Source organism: Bacteroides sp. OM05-10AA (genome assembly GCF_003439055.1).
Lineage (GTDB): Bacteria > Bacteroidota > Bacteroidia > Bacteroidales > Bacteroidaceae > Bacteroides > Bacteroides intestinigallinarum.
Genome location: NZ_QSUR01000010.1, coordinates 12,554 through 31,182, shown reverse-complemented (window position 1 = coordinate 31,182; position 18,629 = coordinate 12,554). Strand labels below are relative to the sequence as shown.

Genomic DNA, 18,629 nt, shown 5'->3' with positions numbered 1-18,629 from the left:
CGCGTATGAATTTACCAAAAGTGAAAATGCTGCAAGTCAGCAAGTGCCTTATCGGATTGGCGGTCATGATGCTGCAATCCTGCGACGTGGCCGACAACCGCCGCGACATGCTGTGCGGGAACTGGGAGAGCGTGGAGGGAAAACCTGACGTGCTTATCTACAAGGAGGGCGAAGCCTACAAAGTGACGGTGTTCCGTCGTAGCGGTCTGCGCCGCAAGCTCAAGCCGGAAACCTATCTCTTGCAGGAGGAGAACGGCAACCTGTTCATGAACACCGGCTTCCGCATCGACGTGTCCTACAACGAGGCCACGGATGTGCTGACTTTCTCGCCAAACGGGGACTATGTGCGGGTGAAGCCGCAGCCGGGACATCCGACCGAAGAATAACAACCACTAAAATCCAAAGTAACATGAGAACAAGAATAACAATGATTATCTGCCTGTGCCTGCTTTTCGCGGGCAGGGCAAGCGCACAGTGGGTCGTAAGCGATCCGGGCAATCTAGCGCAGGGCATCATCAATGCCTCCAAAAACATCATCCATACCTCCAAGACCGCCACGAACATGGTGAGCAACTTTCAGGAGACGGTGAAAATCTATCAGCAGGGCAAGAAGTATTACGATGCCCTCAAATCGGTGAACAATCTGGTCAAGGACGCCCGCAAGGTGCAGCAGACCATCCTGATGGTGGGCGACATCACAGACATCTATGTGAACAGTTTCCAACGGATGCTCCGTGACGGGAATTTCAGACCCGAAGAGCTTTCCGCAATCGCTTTCGGCTACACGAAACTGCTGGAGGAAAGCAACGAAGTGTTGACGGAACTCAGGAACGTGGTGAACATCACCACGCTCTCCATGACCGACAAGGAGCGCATGGACGTGGTGGAACGCTGCCACTCGAAGATGAAGCGTTACCGCAACCTCGTGAGCTACTACACGAACAAGAACATCTCCGTGAGTTACCTGCGTGCGAAAAAGAAGAACGACCTCGACCGCATCATGGGGCTGTACGGGAACATGAACGAAAGATACTGGTAGCCTATGAAGTTCGACAACCTTCATCAGATTTTACGTTCACTTTATGAGCAGATGATGCCGCTGTGTGGGGACATGGCTGGTGTGGCGAAAGGCATCGCCGGGCTGGGTGCGCTGTTCTACGTCGCCTACCGGGTATGGCAGTCGCTGGCGAGAGCTGAACCGATAGACGTATTCCCGATGCTCCGTCCTTTTGCCATCGGTCTGTGCATCATGTTCTTCCCGACTGTGGTGCTGGGCACGATAAACAGCATCCTCTCACCCGTCGTACAGGGCACGGCAAAGATGCTGGAGGCGGAAACGCTGGACATGAACCGATACCGGGAGCAGAAGGACAAACTGGAATACGAGGCGATGGTACGCAACCCCGAAACCGCCTACCTCGTGTCCAACGAGGAATTTGACAAGCAACTGGAGGAACTCGGCTGGTCGCCCTCCGACATGGTGACGATGGCGGGAATGTATATCGACCGGGGAATGTACAACATGAAGAAGAGCATCCGCGACTTCTTCCGCGAGATACTCGAACTGCTGTTCCAAGCCGCCGCCCTCGTGATAGACACCGTCCGCACCTTCTTTCTCGTGGTGCTGGCGATTCTCGGTCCGATAGCCTTCGCCCTGTCGGTATGGGACGGTTTCCAAAACACGCTCACGCAGTGGATATGCCGCTATATACAGGTCTATCTGTGGCTACCGGTATCGGACATGTTCAGCACCATACTGGCGAAGATACAGGTTCTGATGCTGCAAAACGACATCGAGCGGATGCAGGCAGACCCGAACTTCTCGCTGGATTCGAGCGACGGGGTGTATATCGTATTCCTCTGCATCGGCATCATCGGCTACTTTACCATTCCCACCGTTGCGGGCTGGATTATCCAAGCCGGAGGCATGGGCGGTTACGGTCGCAACGTGAACCAGATGGCGGGACGAGCCGGAAGCATGGCGGGCAGCGTGGCGGGTGCAGCCGCAGGAAACGCAGTCGGACGTGTCGGCAAATTGCTGAAATAATCAATGTGCAATCATAAATTGGAAAATATAAATGGAATTCAAATCACTTAGAAACATCGAATCGTCGTTCAGGCAGATACGCCTGTTCGGTATCGTCTTCCTCTCGCTGTGCGCCGTGGTGACGGTGTGGAGCGTGTGGAACTCCTACCGTTTCGCAGAGAAGCAACGGGAGAAAATCTATGTGCTGGACAACGGCAAGAGCCTGATGCTCGCCTTGTCTCAGGATTTGTCGCAGAACCGCCCGGCGGAGGCACGGGAACATGTGCGCCGTTTCCACGAGATGTTCTTCACGCTATCACCTGAAAAAAGCGCGATTGAACACAACGTGAAACGTGCCTTGCTGCTGGCGGACAAGAGCGTGTACCACTATTATTCGGACTTCGCGGAGAAGGGGTACTACAACCGCATCATCGCCGGGAACATCAACCAAGTGCTGAAGGTGGACAGCGTGGTGTGCGACTTCAACGCCTATCCCTACCGTGCCGTGACCTACGCCACACAGAAAATCATCCGGCAGAGCAACGTCACCGAGCGCAGCCTCGTGACCACCTGCCGCCTGCTGAACGCATCGCGGTCGGATGACAACCCGAACGGTTTTACCATCGAGGGTTTCACCATCATTGAGAACAAGGATTTACAGACTATCAAACGGTAACAGGACATGAAAAGTATCAGAAAATCAATGTGGGGCATGTATTGGAAACTCCACGACAAACGGAAACGCTTGGCGGCAAGTCTCAAAGGGTATCTGGACGGCTTGCCGCCGGAAACACGCCGCCGCATCGTGCTGGGGATGTTCGCCGCCTTCGCGGTGCTTGCCCTTTACACCTTCGGCAGAGCCGTCTATGACATCGGCAGGAACGACGGCTCACATATGGAAACGGGACACGCCGGACGGGTGGAACTGCCGACCCCGGCGGAAACAGGCAATCACTTAACACCTTATTTATATGGAACAGACAAAGAATGAACCGACGAAAGAGAACAAAGCTGCTCCCGAAACGGGGAAACCGAAAAAGGAGCGCGAACCGCTGACAGAGGCGCAACGGCTGAAACGGCAGAAGATGATCGTGCTGCCCGCTATGGTGTTGGTGTTCATCGGGGCGATGTGGCTGATATTCGCCCCGTCCTCCGGCAAGGAGCAACCGCCGGGAACGGACGGATACAACACCGAGATGCCCGACGCTGACAAGGCGAACCGGCAGATTATCGGCGACAAGCTGAAAGCCTACGAGCATGGGGAGATGGAAGAGCGTCAGGAGAGCCGCAACCGTGCCATCGGGCAGCTGGGCGACATGTTCGACCGCGAGATAGCGGGAACGGAGAACGGAGTGGACTTCGACCTCGCCAATCCGGGCGGCAAGGAAGAAAGGGCAAAGCCAGCCACGCCGCAGACCATCCAGTCCTCCGCAGCCGCCTACCGTGACCTGAACGCCACGCTCGGAAACTTCTACGACCAGCCGAAAAACGACAATGCGGAGATGGACGAATTGTTGGAGCGCATCGCATCGCTGGAGTCGGAACTGGAAAGCGAGAGGGGCAAGGCTTCCTCTATGGACGAGCAGGTGGCTCTTATGGAGAAGTCCTACGAGCTGGCGGCAAAGTACATGGGCGGTCAGAACGGAGGACAGCCATCGGCGGAACAGAGGGCAGAGCCAACTACCGTGCAGAAAGGGAAGAAGAACAAGGCAATGCCTATCAGACAGGTGGAGCATCAAGTAGTTTCTTCACTCTCACAGCCTATGAGTAACGCGGAGTTTGTCGCCGCCTTATCGCAGGAACGCAACCGGGGTTTCAACACGGCTGTCGGCACGGCGGAGGTATTGGACAGGAACACCATACCGGCGTGCGTGCATGGGGCGCAGAGCGTGACGGACGGGCAGACGGTAAGGCTGCGCCTGCTGGAGCCTATGGCGGTGGCAGGCAGGACAATACCCCGGGGTGCGGTGGTGGTCGGCACGGGCAAGATACAGGGTGAGCGGCTCGACATCGAGATTACCTCGCTGGAATACGACGGCACGATTATCCCCGTGGAGCTTGCGGTCTATGACACGGACGGACAGCCCGGCATCTTCATCCCGAACTCGATGGAGATGAACGCCGTCCGGGAGGTCGCCGCCAACATGGGCGGCTCGCTGGGAAGCAGCATCAACATCTCCACCAATGCCGGGGCGCAGCTCGCCTCCGACTTGGGCAAGGGGCTGATACAAGGCACGAGCCAGTACATCGCCAAAAAGATGCGAACCGTCAAGGTGCATCTGAAAGCCGGGTACAGGGTCATGCTTTACCAAGAAAAATATTGAAAACAATAAAAATTACCACTAAAATCCAAAAGTAATGAGAAAAGTAATCATCATGTTTGCCCTCGCTATGGGCATCATAACTGCCAACGCGCAGGAGAATGTAACCGTTGAAACGACCAACGGAAGTGAACAACCGACCTTGACGAAGGAGGTCTATCCGCAGAAGGAGGCGGACGGCGACCTATATCACGGGCTGTCACGCAAGCTGACCTTCGACCGCATGATACCGCCGCACGGTCTGGAAGTGACCTACGACAAGACCGTCCACGTCATTTTTCCGGCGGAGGTGCGCTATGTCGATTTAGGCTCGCCCGACCTGATTGCCGGGAAAGCCGACGGAGCGGAGAACATCATCCGTGTGAAGGCTACCGTAAGGAATTTTCCCAACGAAACGAATATGTCCGTCATCACGGAGGACGGCAGTTTCTACACCTTCAACGTGAAGTACGCCGCCGAACCGCTGTTGCTCAACGTGGAGATGTGCGACTTCATCCATGACGGCAGCACGGTGAACCGCCCGAACAACGCGCAGGAAATCTATCTGAAAGAGCTGGGCAGCGAAAGCCCGATGCTGGTGCGCCTTATCATGAAGTCCATCCACAAACAGAACAAGCGCGAGGTGAAGCATATCGGCTGCAAGCGTTTCGGCATCCAATACCTGTTGAAAGGCATCTACACGCACAACGGCTTGCTTTATTTCCACACGGAGATAAAGAACCAGAGCAACGTGCCTTTCGATGTGGACTACATCACTTGGAAAATCGTGGACAAGAAGGTTGCGAAGCGTACTGCCGTGCAGGAGCAGATTATTCTGCCGCTCCGCGCGCAGAACTACGCCACCCTCGTGCCGGGCAAAAAGAGCGAGCGCACGGTCTTCACGATGGCGAAGTTCACCATCCCCGATGACAAGTGCCTCGTGGTGGAATTGAACGAGAAGAACGGCGGCCGTCACCAGTCCTTCGTGATTGAGAACGAGGATTTGGTACGCGCGGGTACCATCAACGAACTTCAAGTACGCTGACCATGAGAAAGTACATCGCAATAATCATCGCGTCGCTTGCCCTTTTTACAGGGCAGGCGCACGCCCAGCGGTGTCTGCCGAAGATGCAGGGCATCGAGGTGAGGGCGGACATGGCGGACGGCTTCAATCTCGGCGGCAAGGACGGCGGGTACAGCTTCGGGGCGGCTCTCTCCACCTACACGAAGAAGGGGAACAAGTGGGTGTTCGGTGGCGAATACCTGTTGAAGAACAATCCCTACAAGGACACCAAGATACCCGTGGCGCAGTTCACGGCGGAGGGCGGCTATTACTTCAAGATACTGTCGGACGCCCGAAAGATTGTTTTCGTCTATGCCGGGGCTTCGGCTCTCGCCGGATATGAGGCGGTAAATTGGGGGAAGAAGGTGCTGCATGACGGCTCCACGCTGCACGACCGGGACGCCTTCATCTACGGCGGTGCGCTGACGCTCGATGTGGAGTGTTACGTGGCAGACCGTATCGCCCTGCTTGCCAACCTGCGGGAGCGTTGCCTTTGGGGTGGCGACACACGGAAGTTCCACACGCAGTTCGGGGTCGGTATCAAGTTCATCATCAACTGACACGGGCATGGAAAGGACGGAAATAGATGCTGTCAGAAGGATGCCGCTTGCGGATTTTCTCGCACGGCTGGGGCATGAGCCTGTCAGAAGGAGCGGTAACGAGCTGTGGTATCTTGCCCCGTACAGGGGCGAGCGCACATCCTCTTTCCGTGTGAACGTGGCGAAACAGCTCTGGTACGACTTCGGTTTGGGCAAGGGCGGCGACATCTTCACGCTTGCCGGGGAGTTTCTGCAAAGCGATGACTTCATGAAGCAAGCGAAGTTCATAGCGGAAGCCGCCAATATGACGGTTGCCGGATGGGAAAAGCCCGTCTATCTCTCGAAGCCGACCGAATCCGTTTTTGAGGATGTGGAGGTCGCTCCGCTGCTCCGCTCACTGCTGACGGAGTATTTAGAGGAACGGGGCATCCCTTACGCCATCGCATCCCGTCACTGCTGCCGCTTGAACTACGGTGTGCGTGGGAAACGGTATTTTGCCGTTGGCTTTCCGAACATGGCAGGTGGCTATGAAGTCAGAAGCCGATATTTCAAGGGTTGCATACCTCCGAAGTCTGTATCACTGGTAAAGGCGAATGACATCCCGGCTGACGAGTGCCTCGTGTTCGAGGGCTTCATGGACTTTCTCTCTGCCGTGACGCTTGGTGTAACCGGTAACGCTGACTGTCTTGTGCTGAACTCAGTCGCCAACGTGGAGAAGGCGGCGGGATTGCTGGACGGATACGGGCGCATCGGCTGCTTCCTCGACCGTGACGAAGCCGGACGGCGGACGCTTGCCGCACTTACCATGCGATACGGGGAACGTGTCACCGACCGTTCCTCCCTCTATGACGGTTGCAAGGACTTGAACGAGTACCTGCAACTGACAACGAAAAAACAGAAAAACAACCATCTAAAAATCGAAGAACAATGAACATACTGAACAACAGAAACAAGAGAACATCAATATTCAAGGCAGTGGCGTTATGCCTGATAGCCGCCATGTCATTCACCCTCGTGTCATGTGACGATGACATGGACATCCAGCAGTCCTATCCCTTCACGGTGGAGGTCATGCCCGTGCCGAACAAGGTAGTAAAGGGGCAGACAGTGGAAATCCGCTGTGAACTGAAAAAGGAGGGCGACTTTTCGGGTACGCTCTATACCATCCGCTATTTCCAGTTCGAGGGGGAAGGCTCGCTCAAAATGGATAACGGCATCACCTTCCTGCCTAACGACCGCTACCTGCTGGAGAACGAAAAATTCCGCCTGTACTACACGGCGGCGGGTGATGAGGCGCATAATTTCATCGTGGTGGTGGAGGATAACTTTAGCAACTCCTACGAACTGGAATTTGACTTCAACAACAGGAATGTAAAGGACGACGATCTTACCATCGTTCCCATCGGCAACTTCAGCCCCTTGTTGAAATGATGCGTGTATTCATGACAATGCTCTGTTCACTTCTGACGGTCTGTTCTGTGTCCGCGCAGATCAGCCGCCAAGAGGGAACGGACGGGCAGGCGGCAATCTACCGACTGCCGCTTATGGAACGTGCTTTTTTATGCTGCCGCTACTTTGAAGGCTGGCACTCAGAAAAACACTACCCATACGTCGGTTGGGGTCACAAACTTTTGCCAAACGAGAAGTATTCGGCACGAACCATGACAAAACGGGATGCGGATGAACTTTTGCGGAAAGACCTGCGCAAATTTGTCGCCATGTTCCGTAAATTCGGGGTTGATTCGATTTTGCTTGGCACGTTAGCTTACAATGTGGGACCGGCGAAGCTGTTAGGCAGCAAAACAATCCCCAAAAGCACCTTAATCAAGAAGCTGGAAGCTGGTGACAGGAACATCTACCGTGAGTATATAGCCTTCTGCAACTACAAAGGAAAACGCCACGCCATGCTGCTCAAACGGAGAAAGGCGGAGTTTGCGCTGTTGTATATCCCATAAAAGGACTGACAAAACTGGCAAAAGACGTGCCATATTTAACTTGGCACGTCTTTTGCTCTATCACTTGATAGATTATCGTAGGATTTTCTCGTTAATTGACATCGTTGAGCCATTTTTGCCTATCGGTTTCCAAATAACACTTCAAGTTGTAAGTGTTGTGAGAGCAATACAAAACATAGTTATTAACCATAAAAAGTATAGCGAAATTATGAAGAAAGTATTTAGGAAAATTCAGAAAGGAACAACAAAAATGATTGAACGTATCAAATCGTTGGGGGAAATGGAGACGAAGCAGAAATGTGTAGTTCAACGGTTCGAGATTATCATTCCCCTCCACCAAAAAATAACGACCCAATATATAGCCTCCGCAAGTTTTACTTGCGGATTTTTTAGTTATCGCAGATTGGACAAAGGTTTCTTTGCTACTTTCTTTGTCCGCCATCATGCTCACTGAAAGAAAGTAGGGCGGCTCTCGCCGCCCCGCCACTCAAAAGCGTGTGTAAAGTCCCGTCACCATCGTGAACATTTCCTCCAGCATATCAAAATAGATACCCTCGTGTACGGCAATGTCCTTTGTCTTGCACTCAAAGGTCTTTTTGCTGAACGTCCTGCGGTAGAAGCGCATATTGTAGAGGTCTGCCCCTTCGTCATAGATGATGTCAAGGCGGTTGGCACTTGTTTTGTTCCTTGCAAGGCTCATCCGTAAGCCGTTGCCCATATCTATGAAATCACGGCTACCTGTCATGGCGGTGAAGCGTTTTCCGCCTATCTGCTGTAATATCGTCTTGGCTATCATATCTTTTGTTTTTAGGGTTTTAAGTATTGGCGGTGCGGACACCGCCATCCCGTTCAAAATTCTCGCATTTCGGAAATGGGGGTCTGCCGTTGTAGCCACTCTTTCACACATTCCATATTGTACTCGCTCGTGATGACTGCCGTATGGCTGTCGGTGGCGGTGAAACGTGTGCTTTCGTAATCATCTATCCACCCCTTGAGGGTGTCCGTTCCCCACGCTCCGGTATCGTCAAAGATACCGTCCAATGCCGTGATAGGTTCGCTGAACTTGACTATCAGCGTTTGATAGGTCGTGTTCATAGTCTGTCCTCCTTTCCCTTCTTTGCGTTCAGCCACTTGTCCCGTGCGGCTCGGCACTCGTCCAACGTGGGTTTGACACAAGAGAACAATTCTCTGTCTATGGGGTGGCGGTAGTCGTACTGCACAAGTGTCCGCCTGCGTCTTCCGATACCCGATTGGAAACGCTCGTATTTCTCCGTACCTGCTTCCGCGCAGGTGCTTACTCCGTTGATGGTCATTCGTGTTGTCATAATGTTGCTTTTTAGATGGTTAAAAATGTACTGACAGAACTCTGTTCTTCATCACCATTTCGGGGTTGCTTGTGTAGCGTTGGTGCAGGTAGAAATGGTGTGAGCCGAAGCCGTAAAGGAAAAACTTGTCAAGTTCGTGCTTCTCGGCAAACTCCTTTACGCTCTTTCTCAATTCCCCCTCACTCGTTGTGAGAGTGAGGAGGTTCACAAATTCAAGGAACATCGTGGGGATTGCATCATCCCACACACAAATCATACTTTCAATTCTTACTTCCATATCAATGTTGTTTTAGGGGTTATGCTATGCCGCTTTCATCCGCTCACGGATAAGGTTGGCGTTCTTGTTCACAAGGTCTATGATGCGCTCGTGATATTCGGTGTCCTGGTTGTGCTTGCCGTGGCACTGCACCACTTCGAGGGTTCGCAAGTCCACCTCTACGGTTTCAATAATCTCATCGCCAATCCTTGCCGATAGTATGAGGGTGTCGGCTTTCTTGTAGTATCCACTGCCAAACACGCAGATGCCCTGCGTCTTGCCCTCGTTATAATACTCGTCTATGCTTTCAAGCACCTTGACGATTATTTCCTCGTCCGTGATTACCAAGCCGAAGAATTTGGATTTGTTGGCGATGAAATCCTCCGCATCTTTCTTTCGTTGGAGTTGTCGCTGTTGCTCACGCTCACGCCTTTCAATCTCCCAACGGCGTTGCTCTGCGGCTCTTTCCTTCTCGTGTATGGCTTCAATTTTTCGGGTTGCGTTGTCGTGTGCCGCCATGAAATCTTCGGGACAGATGTTCTTCGGGTTACGGAGGTCTTGACCGAGTTTTTTGAGCATACGCAGATAGTCGCACCACATTGAGAGGTTGTCTATCTGATACTTGTGACGCTTGGCAATCAGATATGATGCCCAACATTCATCGGCAGTACGGGTATTGAAAAGAAAGTGTTTCATGACCTCAATCTCACCGCCTTTCATAAGGGTTTCAATTCTTGGGTCTGAAAGCAAGGCTTTGAAAAGACGCACGGGGGAGATGCCGTGGAAATCGCCCTTGAAGCCGTTACGTCTGAGTTGGGGCAATATCCTCATCTTTGGATATGCACAGCTTCTTGCCACCACATCATCGTATAGGCTGTTGTGCGGTCTTACCTCCATATCGCTGCCTAATGCCCACACATCGCAATAGCAGAAAAGGAAGCCACGGAGCAACGCCATGTCCGTAACCTTGCCGTCGGGTGAAATCCAACGCTGCACGACCTCGTGGCAGTAGAAACGCATCGGTTCGCCTTTCCTGCTCTCGCATCTGACCTGCGCCACGCGGATTACCTGATACCCTTTGCAGGTGGTTATCACGCTGAAATTCTGCGTTTCCTTGTAGATGCGTCTGCGTGTGTCCTGCACTTTGAGTTCGGCATGGCATTTGGGGCAGGTGCAGCCTTCAAGGGTGTCGCATAGTCCGCTGTCGCTGTGCCACTCGTGACCGCAGTCGGAACAGGTGATGTTCCCTTTCTTGGTGCGGTAGCCGATATGCTCAACGCAGTGGCGGTATGCCCAATCTATTTGTGTCGCTGATATGGGGCGAAGGTTGGCGGAAAGTCTTGCCACCTCTTTCTGTATCTTGGTCTTCGGTTTCATAAGCCTAAATCAAATAATGAGGGTTGGGGTTGGTTTTCTTTTCTCGCTGACGGTCTGTGGCGGTTCTGCAACTTGCGGAGTTCCTCCTCTTGGTATTTGCGGACAGCGTTCTGACGTGCCTCCGCCTTTTCCTCTGCCGTGAGTTTCACAACGTGGTTCACAACCACTTGGCAGTCCATCGGTTTGCCCACCTCTATCTCGTTTTCCTCATAGTAGTGGATGGCTTGCCCGAATATCTCTCCGTCCGTGAAACCGTTGCAACCGCTTTTCTGCACATAGTTCAGAATGTGGGTCACGCACTCGTCCATGTTCTTGGCAGGGTTGCGGTACTTCTTTGCAAATAGCGCATCTTCCTCCGCACGCTGTTCCAAGTACATATATATCGTTCTCTTGAAATGGTCTGTTCCTTTCATATCGCTGTCATTTTTAGATTATCTGTTTCAGTATCTCTCTCCAATAGGTCGGCTCTACCTCGCTGAGAAGGAAGTCCATGAAATCCCTCCGTGCGTCCTTGTTCAGTTCGTGGTACAATCTTCGGAAAGTTTCAAAATTGCCGTTGATGTACGTTTCCACCATATACACGAAGATGTTGTCCACCTCGTAATATCTGCACTGCTGCGCTGCCGTCTTGCTGTTTCTTTTTGCCATGTCGGTAAGGGTTAAAGGGTGAATAACCAAAGGATGAAGCCAAAGAAGGCAATGGTGGAAAGGATAGCCACGATTACACCTATCGCCACTCGGAACACTCCGTTTACAATCTCTCTGATGATGCCCCAAAGGATGCCGAACACCCCGAAGGCGGTGCGCATCATCAAGCCGCATATCGCCAACCCGATGTGTTGCGCCATTTGTCTGAAATTTGCCGTTGCCGTCATATCTTCGCTGTTTTTGATTTTTTTGTTTTTAATGCGGATTCAAGAGCTGAGGGAGTTGAGTTTCAAACTATCTTATCTGCCTCTCGTTTATCCGACATTTTTTTTATGCGTCTTTCTGTCGCATCGGTCGTTTTCGTTTCGGGTGCTTGAAAAGGTAGGGATTAGGGAATGCAAGGTTTTTCGGTCAAAATACTACCCGCAGGGCTGGAGATTTTTACCGAAAACAGGAGGCTTGACCTTGCTTTCCCGTCCAATCCCGGAATTACCTTTGCGCCCAGAACGAAAATGACTGACTGATGCGGCTTACTGAAAGGCGCAAAATGGAGGTAAACGAAAACAGAGGCAGATTGTGTAGAAAAAAACTTCAGGGGAAAATCCGTAAAAAAAAGAATCACCAAAAGGAAAAAGACATCACCGGAAGCGTGAAAAGGGCAAACCACAACAAAGGAAGTATGATTGTTTCCGATCCGACGGAACTTGTTCAGCCGGGTGGCAACAATCATTCTTCCCGGTTTGTCCGGCTGTGTGTGGGCGCCTGTTTCATTCATGGGGCAGGCTGACACACTCTGCATTCACTTTCCGCTTCCGGCAAAAGAGACAGCGAAAAAAGAAAAATCATTTGAAAACCCGTAAAAGCACCTCTTGGCATAGGCGCAAAAGAAAGGGGCATTGCTTCATCTGTCTAAACATCGTTTAGGCGTGAGGCAATGCCCTTTTCTCCAGCTATGCGGTAGTCGGCACACGTTTGTTCCAAACTCGTTTTGGGCAATGGTGTGCCGACGGACAATACCGCTTTTACGGAAAATTCTTATGAATGAGGGGATAAAAAACGGGAGTTTATATCAAAATCTCGAATTAAATAGCTACTTTTGCATACGAAGAGTTCTTTGAAGGTTACGCAACGCGCAGAAGGATAATGCAGTAGATAACTAACTAAATCGTAACCTATTACTATCAAGAGCAATTAACCTACGCTCATTTCCAATAAATTACACTCTTTTCGTAACTTCGTATGGCAAAGGTACAAAAAACTTGTGGCTTGTGATGTATAGTAAATATAAAATGCTAATTTTGTATTAATAAACGCAATAAACTAGAGAATTATGAAAATGATAAAAAGATATGCAGGTATCTTAATGATGCTGACTTTATTGGTTGGCTTTACTTCGTGTGAGAGTGAAGAAGAGACAGAATTTAATCTGCCTGGCGAGTGGTATACTAATGAAGAAATTGATTTCGGGGCATATACCTGGGGAAGAGGTACGCTCATGACATTTAATGCGAGAAATCAAGGAACGATTGGTTCTGCTGGTGATCCAAATTATCTGGTTTTTGAGTGGAGATGGATTGATGGAGGATATAATTCAATGGAATTATTTTTCTACGGTGACCGCACTTATGCCTATATTTGGGGTGCAGAAGCTACCGGCAGGACATTTAGTGGAACATGGTATAATAATTGGCAGGATTTTAGAGATAGAATAGATGGACAGCCATTTTATATGAGGCGTCAATAAAATAATAATGAAGATTAAAAATAAAGCCAGAGTCGATTATGATTCTGGCTTTATTTTTAAATATAGGAATTTATTTTTTCAGAAACAACTTCTTAAACTCCGCCGGATAAGGCGTCTCGAACTCCATCAAATCTCCCGTTACCGGATGATAGAAACAAAGTTTGAAAGCATGGAGTGCCAGTCGTCCGATAGGGTTGGGAGAATCTTCTCTTCCATATCTTCCATCGCCGATAATAGGATGACCTAAATCCTGCATGTGTACACGAATCTGATTTTTCCGGCCGGTTTCCAGATCGAGTTCCAAAAGAGAATATCCGTTGGCACGTTTGATCGTCTTATAGTGGGTAATAGACTTTGAACCACCGTCATCGTATTCACTGGAGCTTACATAAAGTGTCTTATCAGTCAGCCAGGAAACAACCGTATCATAATCTTTTTCCATATTTCCTTCCACCACAGCTACATATCGGCGGTCAGTTACTATATCATGCCAGTTGTCACGTAGGATCTGCTGTGTTTTTTCGTTTTTGGCAAACATCATCAGGCCGGAAGTATCCCTGTCCAGGCGGTGAACGATAAACACACGGAATTGACGTCCGGAGCGTTGTACATATTCGTTAAGTATCGTGTAGGCCGTGCGCTCTTTCTGGCGATCCGTATTGACTGATAAAAGTCCTTGCATCTTCTCGACAACAATGATATAGGCATCCTCATACACGATTTTCAGCAGTCTGTTATTAAATTCTTTCTTTCCTTTCTCTTTGCTGATTTGTACTTTCATGCCTGGTTCCAATGGGAAGTTGAATTGTGTAGTGATTACATTGTCAACAAATACAACCCGTTTGCTTAGCAATGATTTTAATTTCGTACGACTTGCGTCCGGCATCTTGGCAGCCAGGAACTCCATTAGTTCCATGGGTTCTTTCACTGCATAATTAGTATATTGAGCACGTGCTTTTTCAGCAGGAGTTTTTCTAGGTCTTTTTTCCATTTCTTTTTTCTTTTGAAATTCTATTATCACCACGGATTATCGAAGTTCCAGCAACACCACATTTTCTACGTGGTGGGTGTGAGGGAACATATCTACCGGTTGAATGGCTTTCACCTTGTATTTCTCATCGAGTAATTGCAAATCCCGTGCTTGAGTAGCAGGATTACAACTTACATACACAATCCGTTTCGGTTCCGCAAACAAAATGACATCAACTACATCCTGGTGCATACCGGCACGGGGAGGGTCAGTGATGATTACATCCGGACGTCCATGCTGATTGATGAAATCCTGCGTTAGCATATCCTTCATATCACCGGCATAAAACAATGCATTCTTGATATCATTGATTTCTGCATTTACCTTTGCGTCTTCGATAGCTTCCGGCACATATTCGATACCGATTACTTGGCGAGCCTGGCGTGATACGAAGTTGGCGATTGTTCCTGTTCCTGTATAGAGGTCATATACCAGTTCGTTACCTGTTAATCCGGCAAATTCACGGGTTACTTTATATAAGTTATAAGCCTGTTCCGAGTTGGTCTGATAGAATGATTTCGGACCCACTTTGAAACGCAGTCCCTCCATTTCTTCAAAGATGTGATCTTTCCCTTTAAATACATGCACATCCAAATCATTGATTGTGTCATTGCACTTATTATTAATAATGTATAGAAGAGAAGTGATTTCAGGGAAAGAGTCCGCTACGAACTGGAGTAACTGCTTGAACAGTTCCATTTCGTGATCTTCCGTAATCTTGCAAATAACGATCACCATCAGTTCGCCAGTTGAAGAGGTGCGTACAATCATATTCCGCAGCATACCTTCCTGTGTACGCAGATTGATGAAAGAGTAATCGTGTTCGTAAGCGTAGTCACGTACAGCGTTGCGGATACGGTTGGATATATCATCCTGTAACCAGCATTTCTCAATAGCCAGCACCTTGTCAAAGGCTCCCGGAATGTGGAAACCCACCGCATTCATCTGGTCATACTTCACATCCTGACGAACTTCTTCGTTTGTCAACCAGCGTTTATTTGAGAAGGTGAATTCCAGTTTGTTCCTGTAGAATTCCGTCTTGTCAGAACCGAGAATCGGAGAAATTTCGGGAAGTTCGATCTTTCCGATACGTCTCAAATTATCTTCCACTTGCTTTTGCTTATATCTGATTTGCTCCGAATAGGGGAGCACTTGCCACTTGCAGCCACCGCATACGCCATAGTGTTGGCAGAAAGGAACAGCGCGATTGGGCGACAGCTCGTGAAACTTCACCGCTTCAGCTTCGGCATATTTATTCTTTTTACGCTTGATTTGCAGGTCTACGACATCACCCGGCACTACATAGGGAACAAAAATCACCAGGTCGTTTACTTTTGCGATGGCTTTTCCTTCGGCAGCCACATCCATGATTGTTACCTTCTCCAATAAGGGAAGCTCTTTTTTCTTTCTTGCCACTTTTACACCAGTCTAATAATTACTTTGCAAAAGTAGGTATTTTTTTTGGAAAAAATTCGGGTATACAGAAATATTCCGGATTGTAATGTCGAAATTGCATTTTGATAGAAAGTTTTTTCGCAAAAAGTTTTCAAGTTTGCGAAATATCCTTAGATTTGCGAAGAGAAAAAAATCATAATGTAACTTTAAACACAATATTATGGATAAAAAAAGAGTTTATACCTTTGGTAATGGTCAGGCAGAAGGAAAGGCTGACATGAAGAATTTGCTCGGTGGTAAGGGAGCCAACCTTGCAGAAATGAATTTAATCGGAATTCCTGTCCCTCCCGGATTCACAATAACTACAGATGTTTGTACGGAATACAATACGTTAGGACGTGATAAAGTGGTTGAGCTGCTGAAAGATGAAGTGGTAAAAGCGATCACTCACGTGGAGGCGTTGATGAAATCTAAATTCGGTGACGTTGAAAATCCTTTGTTGGTGTCTGTACGTTCTGGTGCGCGCGCATCTATGCCGGGTATGATGGATACGATTCTGAACTTGGGATTGAATGACGAAGTGGTAGAAGGTATTATCCGTAAGACAGGTAATGCACGCTTTGCATGGGACTCTTACCGTCGTTTTGTACAGATGTACGGTGACGTAGTGCTGGGTATGAAGCCTACCAATAAAGAAGATATCGACCCGTTCGAAGCTATCATCGAAGAGGTGAAGAAAACGAAAGGGGTAGAACTGGATAACGAGTTGAAAGTGGAAGACTTGCAGGAGCTCGTAAAGAAATTTAAAGCTGCTGTAAAAGAACAGACCGGAAAAGATTTCCCGACTTGTGCATACGAACAACTTTGGGGAGCTATCTGTGCCGTATTTGATTCATGGATGAATGAACGCGCCATCCTTTACCGTAAGATGGAAAGTATACCTGATGAATGGGGTACAGCTGTCAATGTACAGGCTATGGTGTTCGGTAATATGGGTGAAACTTCGGCTACTGGTGTTTGTTTTTCACGTGATGCCGGTACGGGTGAAGACCTTTTCAATGGTGAATACCTGATTAACGCACAAGGTGAAGACGTAGTTGCAGGTATCCGTACTCCGCAGCAGATCACTAAGATCGGTTCTCAACGTTGGGCTGTATTGGCTGGTGTGACTGAAGATGTTCGTGCAGCTAAATTCCCTTCCATGGAAGAGGCAATGCCGGAAATCTACAAGGAACTGGATGCACTCCAGACAAAATTGGAAAATCATTATAAAGATATGCAGGACATGGAGTTCACCGTACAGGAAGGTAAACTCTGGTTCCTTCAGACACGTAACGGTAAACGTACAGGTGCTGCCATGGTGAAGATTGCTATGGACTTGCTCCGTCAAGGCATGATTGACGAAAAGACTGCTTTGATGCGCGTGGAACCGAATAAACTCGATGAATTGCTTCACCCTGTATTCGATAAGGATGCTTTGAAGAAAGCCAAAGTGTTGACTCGCGGTCTTCCGGCTTCTCCGGGTGCTGCAACCGGTCAGGTTGTGTTCTTTGCTGACGACGCTGCTGAATGGCATGCTGCCGGTAAACGTGTGGTAATGGTTCGTATCGAAACTTCTCCGGAAGACTTGGCCGGTATGGCAGTTGCCGAAGGTATTCTTACGGCTCGTGGCGGTATGACTTCTCACGCTGCTGTTGTGGCTCGTGGTATGGGTAAATGCTGTGTATCGGGTGCAGGTGCATTGAATATCGATTATAAAAACCGTACCGTAGAAATTGACGGTGTTGTGTTGAAAGAAGGCGATTATATCTCTCTGAACGGAAGTACAGGTGTGGTATATAATGGTAAGGTAGAAACACAGGCTGCAGAACTTTCCGGTGACTTTGCCGAATTAATGACGCTGGCTGATAAGTATACTCGTCTGCAGGTACGTACAAATGCGGATACTCCTCATGATGCGGAAGTGGCTCGTAACTTCGGTGCAGTAGGTATTGGTCTTTGCCGTACGGAACACATGTTCTTCGAAGGTGAAAAGATCAAGGCAATGCGTGAAATGATTCTGGCGGAAAATGCAGAAGGACGTCGTAAAGCATTGGCTAAGATTCTTCCATACCAACAGGAAGACTTTAAGGGCATCTTTAAAGCAATGGCTGGTTGCCCGGTAACTGTTCGTTTGCTCGATCCTCCTTTGCATGAGTTCGTTCCTCACGATCTGAAGGGACAGCAGGAAATGGCAGATACTATGGGTGTGAGCCTGCAATATATCCAGCAACGTGTAGAATCATTGTGTGAGCATAACCCGATGTTGGGTCACCGTGGTTGCCGTCTGGGAAATACTTATCCTGAAATTACACAGATGCAGACACGTGCCATTTTGGGTGCTGCACTCGAATTGAAGAAAGAAGGAGTGGAAACTCATCCGGAAATCATGGTTCCACTAACTGGTATCTTGTATGAATTCAAGGAGCAGGAAAATGTAATCCGTGCGGAAGCTAAGAAGTTGTTTGAGGAAGTAGGAGATAGCATTGACTTCAAAGTGGGTACAATGATCGAAATTCCGCGTGCCGCTTTGACTGCCGACCGTATCGCTTCTTCTGCCGAGTTCTTCTCATTCGGTACAAATGACTTAACGCAGATGACTTTCGGTTATTCTCGTGATGATATAGCTTCTTTCCTTCCTGTTTATCTGGAAAAGAAGATTTTGAAAGTAGACCCGTTCCAGGTTCTCGACCAGAATGGCGTGGGACAGTTGGTACGTATGGCTACAGAAAAGGGCCGTGCTATCCGTCCGGATCTGAAATGTGGTATTTGTGGTGAACATGGTGGTGAGCCTTCTTCAGTGAAGTTCTGTCACCGGGTAGGTTTGAACTACGTTAGTTGTTCTCCATTCAGAGTGCCGATTGCCAGATTGGCGGCGGCGCAAGCAGCAATAGAAGGATAGTCAAATACGCTGGTTAGGTACTTAACTATC

At 49.3% G+C, this 18,629-nt stretch carries 26 protein-coding genes; 15 read left to right on the top strand and 11 right to left on the bottom strand.

The features are described 5' to 3' along the window. The first annotated feature begins 5 nt into the window (after positions 1-5). From DXB58_RS09585 to DXB58_RS28425, 12 genes are all read left to right on the top strand, one after another. Positions 6-386, top strand: coding sequence for a DUF3876 domain-containing protein (locus DXB58_RS09585; RefSeq protein ID WP_004291516.1), 381 nt, complete (start codon positions 6-8; stop codon positions 384-386). Positions 387-409: 23 nt separating this feature from the next. Continuing rightward, positions 410-1,039, top strand: coding sequence for a DUF4141 domain-containing protein (locus DXB58_RS09580; protein ID WP_004304283.1), 630 nt, complete (start codon positions 410-412; stop codon positions 1,037-1,039). A gap of 3 nt (positions 1,040-1,042) precedes the next feature. Beyond that, positions 1,043-2,047 (top strand): conjugative transposon protein TraJ, encoded by a 1,005-nt coding sequence (gene traJ, locus DXB58_RS09575; protein WP_004291518.1) that lies wholly within the window; start codon positions 1,043-1,045, stop codon positions 2,045-2,047. 31 nt (positions 2,048-2,078) lie between these two features. Continuing rightward, entirely contained in the window at positions 2,079-2,702 is a 624-nt protein-coding gene (gene traK, locus DXB58_RS09570) for a conjugative transposon protein TraK (protein ID WP_004291519.1), read from the top strand. Between the two features lie 6 nt (positions 2,703-2,708). After that, positions 2,709-3,017 (top strand): TraL conjugative transposon family protein, encoded by a 309-nt coding sequence (locus DXB58_RS27915; RefSeq protein WP_004291520.1) that lies wholly within the window; start codon positions 2,709-2,711, stop codon positions 3,015-3,017. Further along, on the top strand, positions 2,998-4,350 hold the full coding sequence (traM, locus tag DXB58_RS09565) for a conjugative transposon protein TraM (RefSeq protein ID WP_004291521.1): 1,353 nt from the start codon (positions 2,998-3,000) through the stop codon (positions 4,348-4,350). The genes DXB58_RS27915 and traM overlap by 20 nt, the downstream gene beginning before the upstream one ends. A gap of 34 nt (positions 4,351-4,384) precedes the next feature. After that, entirely contained in the window at positions 4,385-5,371 is a 987-nt protein-coding gene (gene traN / locus DXB58_RS09560; RefSeq protein WP_004291522.1) for a conjugative transposon protein TraN, read from the top strand. Positions 5,372-5,373: 2 nt separating this feature from the next. Then, positions 5,374-5,949 (top strand): conjugal transfer protein TraO, encoded by a 576-nt coding sequence (locus DXB58_RS09555; protein ID WP_004291523.1) that lies wholly within the window; start codon positions 5,374-5,376, stop codon positions 5,947-5,949. A 7-nt stretch (positions 5,950-5,956) separates the two neighbouring features. Beyond that, positions 5,957-6,859 (top strand): toprim domain-containing protein, encoded by a 903-nt coding sequence (locus DXB58_RS09550; RefSeq protein WP_004291524.1) that lies wholly within the window; start codon positions 5,957-5,959, stop codon positions 6,857-6,859. Further along, a complete protein-coding gene (locus tag DXB58_RS09545; protein WP_004291525.1) occupies positions 6,856-7,359 on the top strand; it encodes a DUF3872 domain-containing protein in 504 nt (167 codons plus the stop codon). Before DXB58_RS09550 ends, DXB58_RS09545 begins: the two co-directional genes overlap by 4 nt. Then, positions 7,356-7,883: a hypothetical protein gene (locus DXB58_RS09540; protein WP_004291526.1), complete on the top strand. Its 528-nt coding sequence runs from the start codon at positions 7,356-7,358 to the stop codon at positions 7,881-7,883. Before DXB58_RS09545 ends, DXB58_RS09540 begins: the two co-directional genes overlap by 4 nt. A 64-nt stretch (positions 7,884-7,947) precedes the next feature. Continuing rightward, a complete protein-coding gene (locus DXB58_RS28425) occupies positions 7,948-8,337 on the top strand; it encodes a hypothetical protein (protein ID WP_004291527.1) in 390 nt (129 codons plus the stop codon). A gap of 33 nt (positions 8,338-8,370) precedes the next feature. On the opposite strand, the gene DXB58_RS09530 is transcribed toward DXB58_RS28425, so the two are convergent. The 9 genes from DXB58_RS09530 to DXB58_RS28420 all read right to left on the bottom strand — a co-directional run bounded on the left by DXB58_RS09530 (position 8,371) and on the right by DXB58_RS28420 (position 12,288). Then, positions 8,371-8,679: a hypothetical protein gene (locus DXB58_RS09530; RefSeq protein ID WP_004304290.1), complete on the bottom strand. Its 309-nt coding sequence runs from the start codon at positions 8,677-8,679 to the stop codon at positions 8,371-8,373. Positions 8,680-8,732: 53 nt separating this feature from the next. After that, positions 8,733-9,035 (bottom strand): hypothetical protein, encoded by a 303-nt coding sequence (locus tag DXB58_RS09525; RefSeq protein WP_005783104.1) that lies wholly within the window; start codon positions 9,033-9,035, stop codon positions 8,733-8,735. Continuing rightward, on the bottom strand, positions 8,975-9,208 hold the full coding sequence (locus tag DXB58_RS09520) for a DUF3873 domain-containing protein (RefSeq protein WP_004304291.1): 234 nt from the start codon (positions 9,206-9,208) through the stop codon (positions 8,975-8,977). Before DXB58_RS09520 ends, DXB58_RS09525 begins: the two co-directional genes overlap by 61 nt. A gap of 19 nt (positions 9,209-9,227) precedes the next feature. Then, a complete protein-coding gene (locus tag DXB58_RS09515) occupies positions 9,228-9,485 on the bottom strand; it encodes a hypothetical protein (protein WP_004291531.1) in 258 nt (85 codons plus the stop codon). A 24-nt stretch (positions 9,486-9,509) separates the two neighbouring features. Further along, entirely contained in the window at positions 9,510-10,841 is a 1,332-nt protein-coding gene (locus tag DXB58_RS09510) for a PcfJ domain-containing protein (protein WP_004291532.1), read from the bottom strand. Then, entirely contained in the window at positions 10,838-11,254 is a 417-nt protein-coding gene (locus tag DXB58_RS09505) for a PcfK-like family protein (RefSeq protein ID WP_004291533.1), read from the bottom strand. Before DXB58_RS09505 ends, DXB58_RS09510 begins: the two co-directional genes overlap by 4 nt. Before the next feature lie 13 nt (positions 11,255-11,267). Further along, on the bottom strand, positions 11,268-11,489 hold the full coding sequence (locus DXB58_RS09500; RefSeq protein ID WP_004291534.1) for a hypothetical protein: 222 nt from the start codon (positions 11,487-11,489) through the stop codon (positions 11,268-11,270). Between the two features lie 11 nt (positions 11,490-11,500). Next, entirely contained in the window at positions 11,501-11,716 is a 216-nt protein-coding gene (locus DXB58_RS09495) for a hypothetical protein (protein WP_004291535.1), read from the bottom strand. 161 nt (positions 11,717-11,877) lie between these two features. Further along, complete coding sequence (locus tag DXB58_RS28420) at positions 11,878-12,288, bottom strand: hypothetical protein (protein ID WP_004291538.1); 411 nt, start codon at positions 12,286-12,288, stop codon at positions 11,878-11,880. Between the two features lie 106 nt (positions 12,289-12,394). Here DXB58_RS28420 and DXB58_RS28415 point away from each other — a divergent pair, with 106 nt between their 5' ends. Both DXB58_RS28415 and DXB58_RS09475 read left to right on the top strand, forming a co-directional pair. Then, a complete protein-coding gene (locus DXB58_RS28415; protein WP_007567577.1) occupies positions 12,395-12,607 on the top strand; it encodes a hypothetical protein in 213 nt (70 codons plus the stop codon). A 212-nt stretch (positions 12,608-12,819) separates the two neighbouring features. After that, a complete protein-coding gene (locus DXB58_RS09475; RefSeq protein WP_004295611.1) occupies positions 12,820-13,233 on the top strand; it encodes a hypothetical protein in 414 nt (137 codons plus the stop codon). Positions 13,234-13,303: 70 nt separating this feature from the next. On the opposite strand, the gene DXB58_RS09470 is transcribed toward DXB58_RS09475, so the two are convergent. Next, positions 13,304-14,224, bottom strand: a complete 921-nt coding sequence (locus tag DXB58_RS09470) for an RluA family pseudouridine synthase (protein ID WP_122136658.1) — start codon at positions 14,222-14,224, stop codon at positions 13,304-13,306. 36 nt (positions 14,225-14,260) lie between these two features. After that, a complete protein-coding gene (gene rlmD, locus DXB58_RS09465) occupies positions 14,261-15,631 on the bottom strand; it encodes a 23S rRNA (uracil(1939)-C(5))-methyltransferase RlmD (RefSeq protein ID WP_255421153.1) in 1,371 nt (456 codons plus the stop codon). A gap of 247 nt (positions 15,632-15,878) precedes the next feature. Here rlmD and ppdK point away from each other — a divergent pair, with 247 nt between their 5' ends. Beyond that, positions 15,879-18,599: a pyruvate, phosphate dikinase gene (ppdK, locus tag DXB58_RS09455; protein ID WP_122136657.1), complete on the top strand. Its 2,721-nt coding sequence runs from the start codon at positions 15,879-15,881 to the stop codon at positions 18,597-18,599. The last annotated feature ends 30 nt before the right edge of the window (positions 18,600-18,629 follow it).

Bases quoted from the DNA above. Each gene is read 5' to 3' on its own strand.
- DXB58_RS09585 (WP_004291516.1), top strand. From the start codon at position 6: ATGAATTTACCAAAAGTGAAAATGCTGCAAGTCAGCAAGTGCCTTATC.
- DXB58_RS09580 (WP_004304283.1), top strand. From the start codon at position 410: ATGAGAACAAGAATAACAATGATTATCTGCCTGTGCCTGCTTTTCGCG.
- traJ (WP_004291518.1), top strand. From the start codon at position 1,043: ATGAAGTTCGACAACCTTCATCAGATTTTACGTTCACTTTATGAGCAG.
- traK (WP_004291519.1), top strand. From the start codon at position 2,079: ATGGAATTCAAATCACTTAGAAACATCGAATCGTCGTTCAGGCAGATA.
- DXB58_RS27915 (WP_004291520.1), top strand. From the start codon at position 2,709: ATGAAAAGTATCAGAAAATCAATGTGGGGCATGTATTGGAAACTCCAC.
- traM (WP_004291521.1), top strand. From the start codon at position 2,998: ATGGAACAGACAAAGAATGAACCGACGAAAGAGAACAAAGCTGCTCCC.
- traN (WP_004291522.1), top strand. From the start codon at position 4,385: ATGAGAAAAGTAATCATCATGTTTGCCCTCGCTATGGGCATCATAACT.
- DXB58_RS09555 (WP_004291523.1), top strand. From the start codon at position 5,374: ATGAGAAAGTACATCGCAATAATCATCGCGTCGCTTGCCCTTTTTACA.
- DXB58_RS09550 (WP_004291524.1), top strand. From the start codon at position 5,957: ATGGAAAGGACGGAAATAGATGCTGTCAGAAGGATGCCGCTTGCGGAT.
- DXB58_RS09545 (WP_004291525.1), top strand. From the start codon at position 6,856: ATGAACATACTGAACAACAGAAACAAGAGAACATCAATATTCAAGGCA.
- DXB58_RS09540 (WP_004291526.1), top strand. From the start codon at position 7,356: ATGATGCGTGTATTCATGACAATGCTCTGTTCACTTCTGACGGTCTGT.
- DXB58_RS09530 (WP_004304290.1), bottom strand. From the start codon at position 8,679: ATGATAGCCAAGACGATATTACAGCAGATAGGCGGAAAACGCTTCACC.
- DXB58_RS09520 (WP_004304291.1), bottom strand. From the start codon at position 9,208: ATGACAACACGAATGACCATCAACGGAGTAAGCACCTGCGCGGAAGCA.
- DXB58_RS09515 (WP_004291531.1), bottom strand. From the start codon at position 9,485: ATGGAAGTAAGAATTGAAAGTATGATTTGTGTGTGGGATGATGCAATC.
- DXB58_RS09510 (WP_004291532.1), bottom strand. From the start codon at position 10,841: ATGAAACCGAAGACCAAGATACAGAAAGAGGTGGCAAGACTTTCCGCC.
- DXB58_RS09505 (WP_004291533.1), bottom strand. From the start codon at position 11,254: ATGAAAGGAACAGACCATTTCAAGAGAACGATATATATGTACTTGGAA.
- DXB58_RS09500 (WP_004291534.1), bottom strand. From the start codon at position 11,489: ATGGCAAAAAGAAACAGCAAGACGGCAGCGCAGCAGTGCAGATATTAC.
- DXB58_RS09495 (WP_004291535.1), bottom strand. From the start codon at position 11,716: ATGACGGCAACGGCAAATTTCAGACAAATGGCGCAACACATCGGGTTG.
- DXB58_RS28420 (WP_004291538.1), bottom strand. From the start codon at position 12,288: ATGCAGAGTGTGTCAGCCTGCCCCATGAATGAAACAGGCGCCCACACA.
- DXB58_RS09475 (WP_004295611.1), top strand. From the start codon at position 12,820: ATGAAAATGATAAAAAGATATGCAGGTATCTTAATGATGCTGACTTTA.
- DXB58_RS09470 (WP_122136658.1), bottom strand. From the start codon at position 14,224: ATGGAAAAAAGACCTAGAAAAACTCCTGCTGAAAAAGCACGTGCTCAA.
- rlmD (WP_255421153.1), bottom strand. From the start codon at position 15,631: ATGGATGTGGCTGCCGAAGGAAAAGCCATCGCAAAAGTAAACGACCTG.
- ppdK (WP_122136657.1), top strand. From the start codon at position 15,879: ATGGATAAAAAAAGAGTTTATACCTTTGGTAATGGTCAGGCAGAAGGA.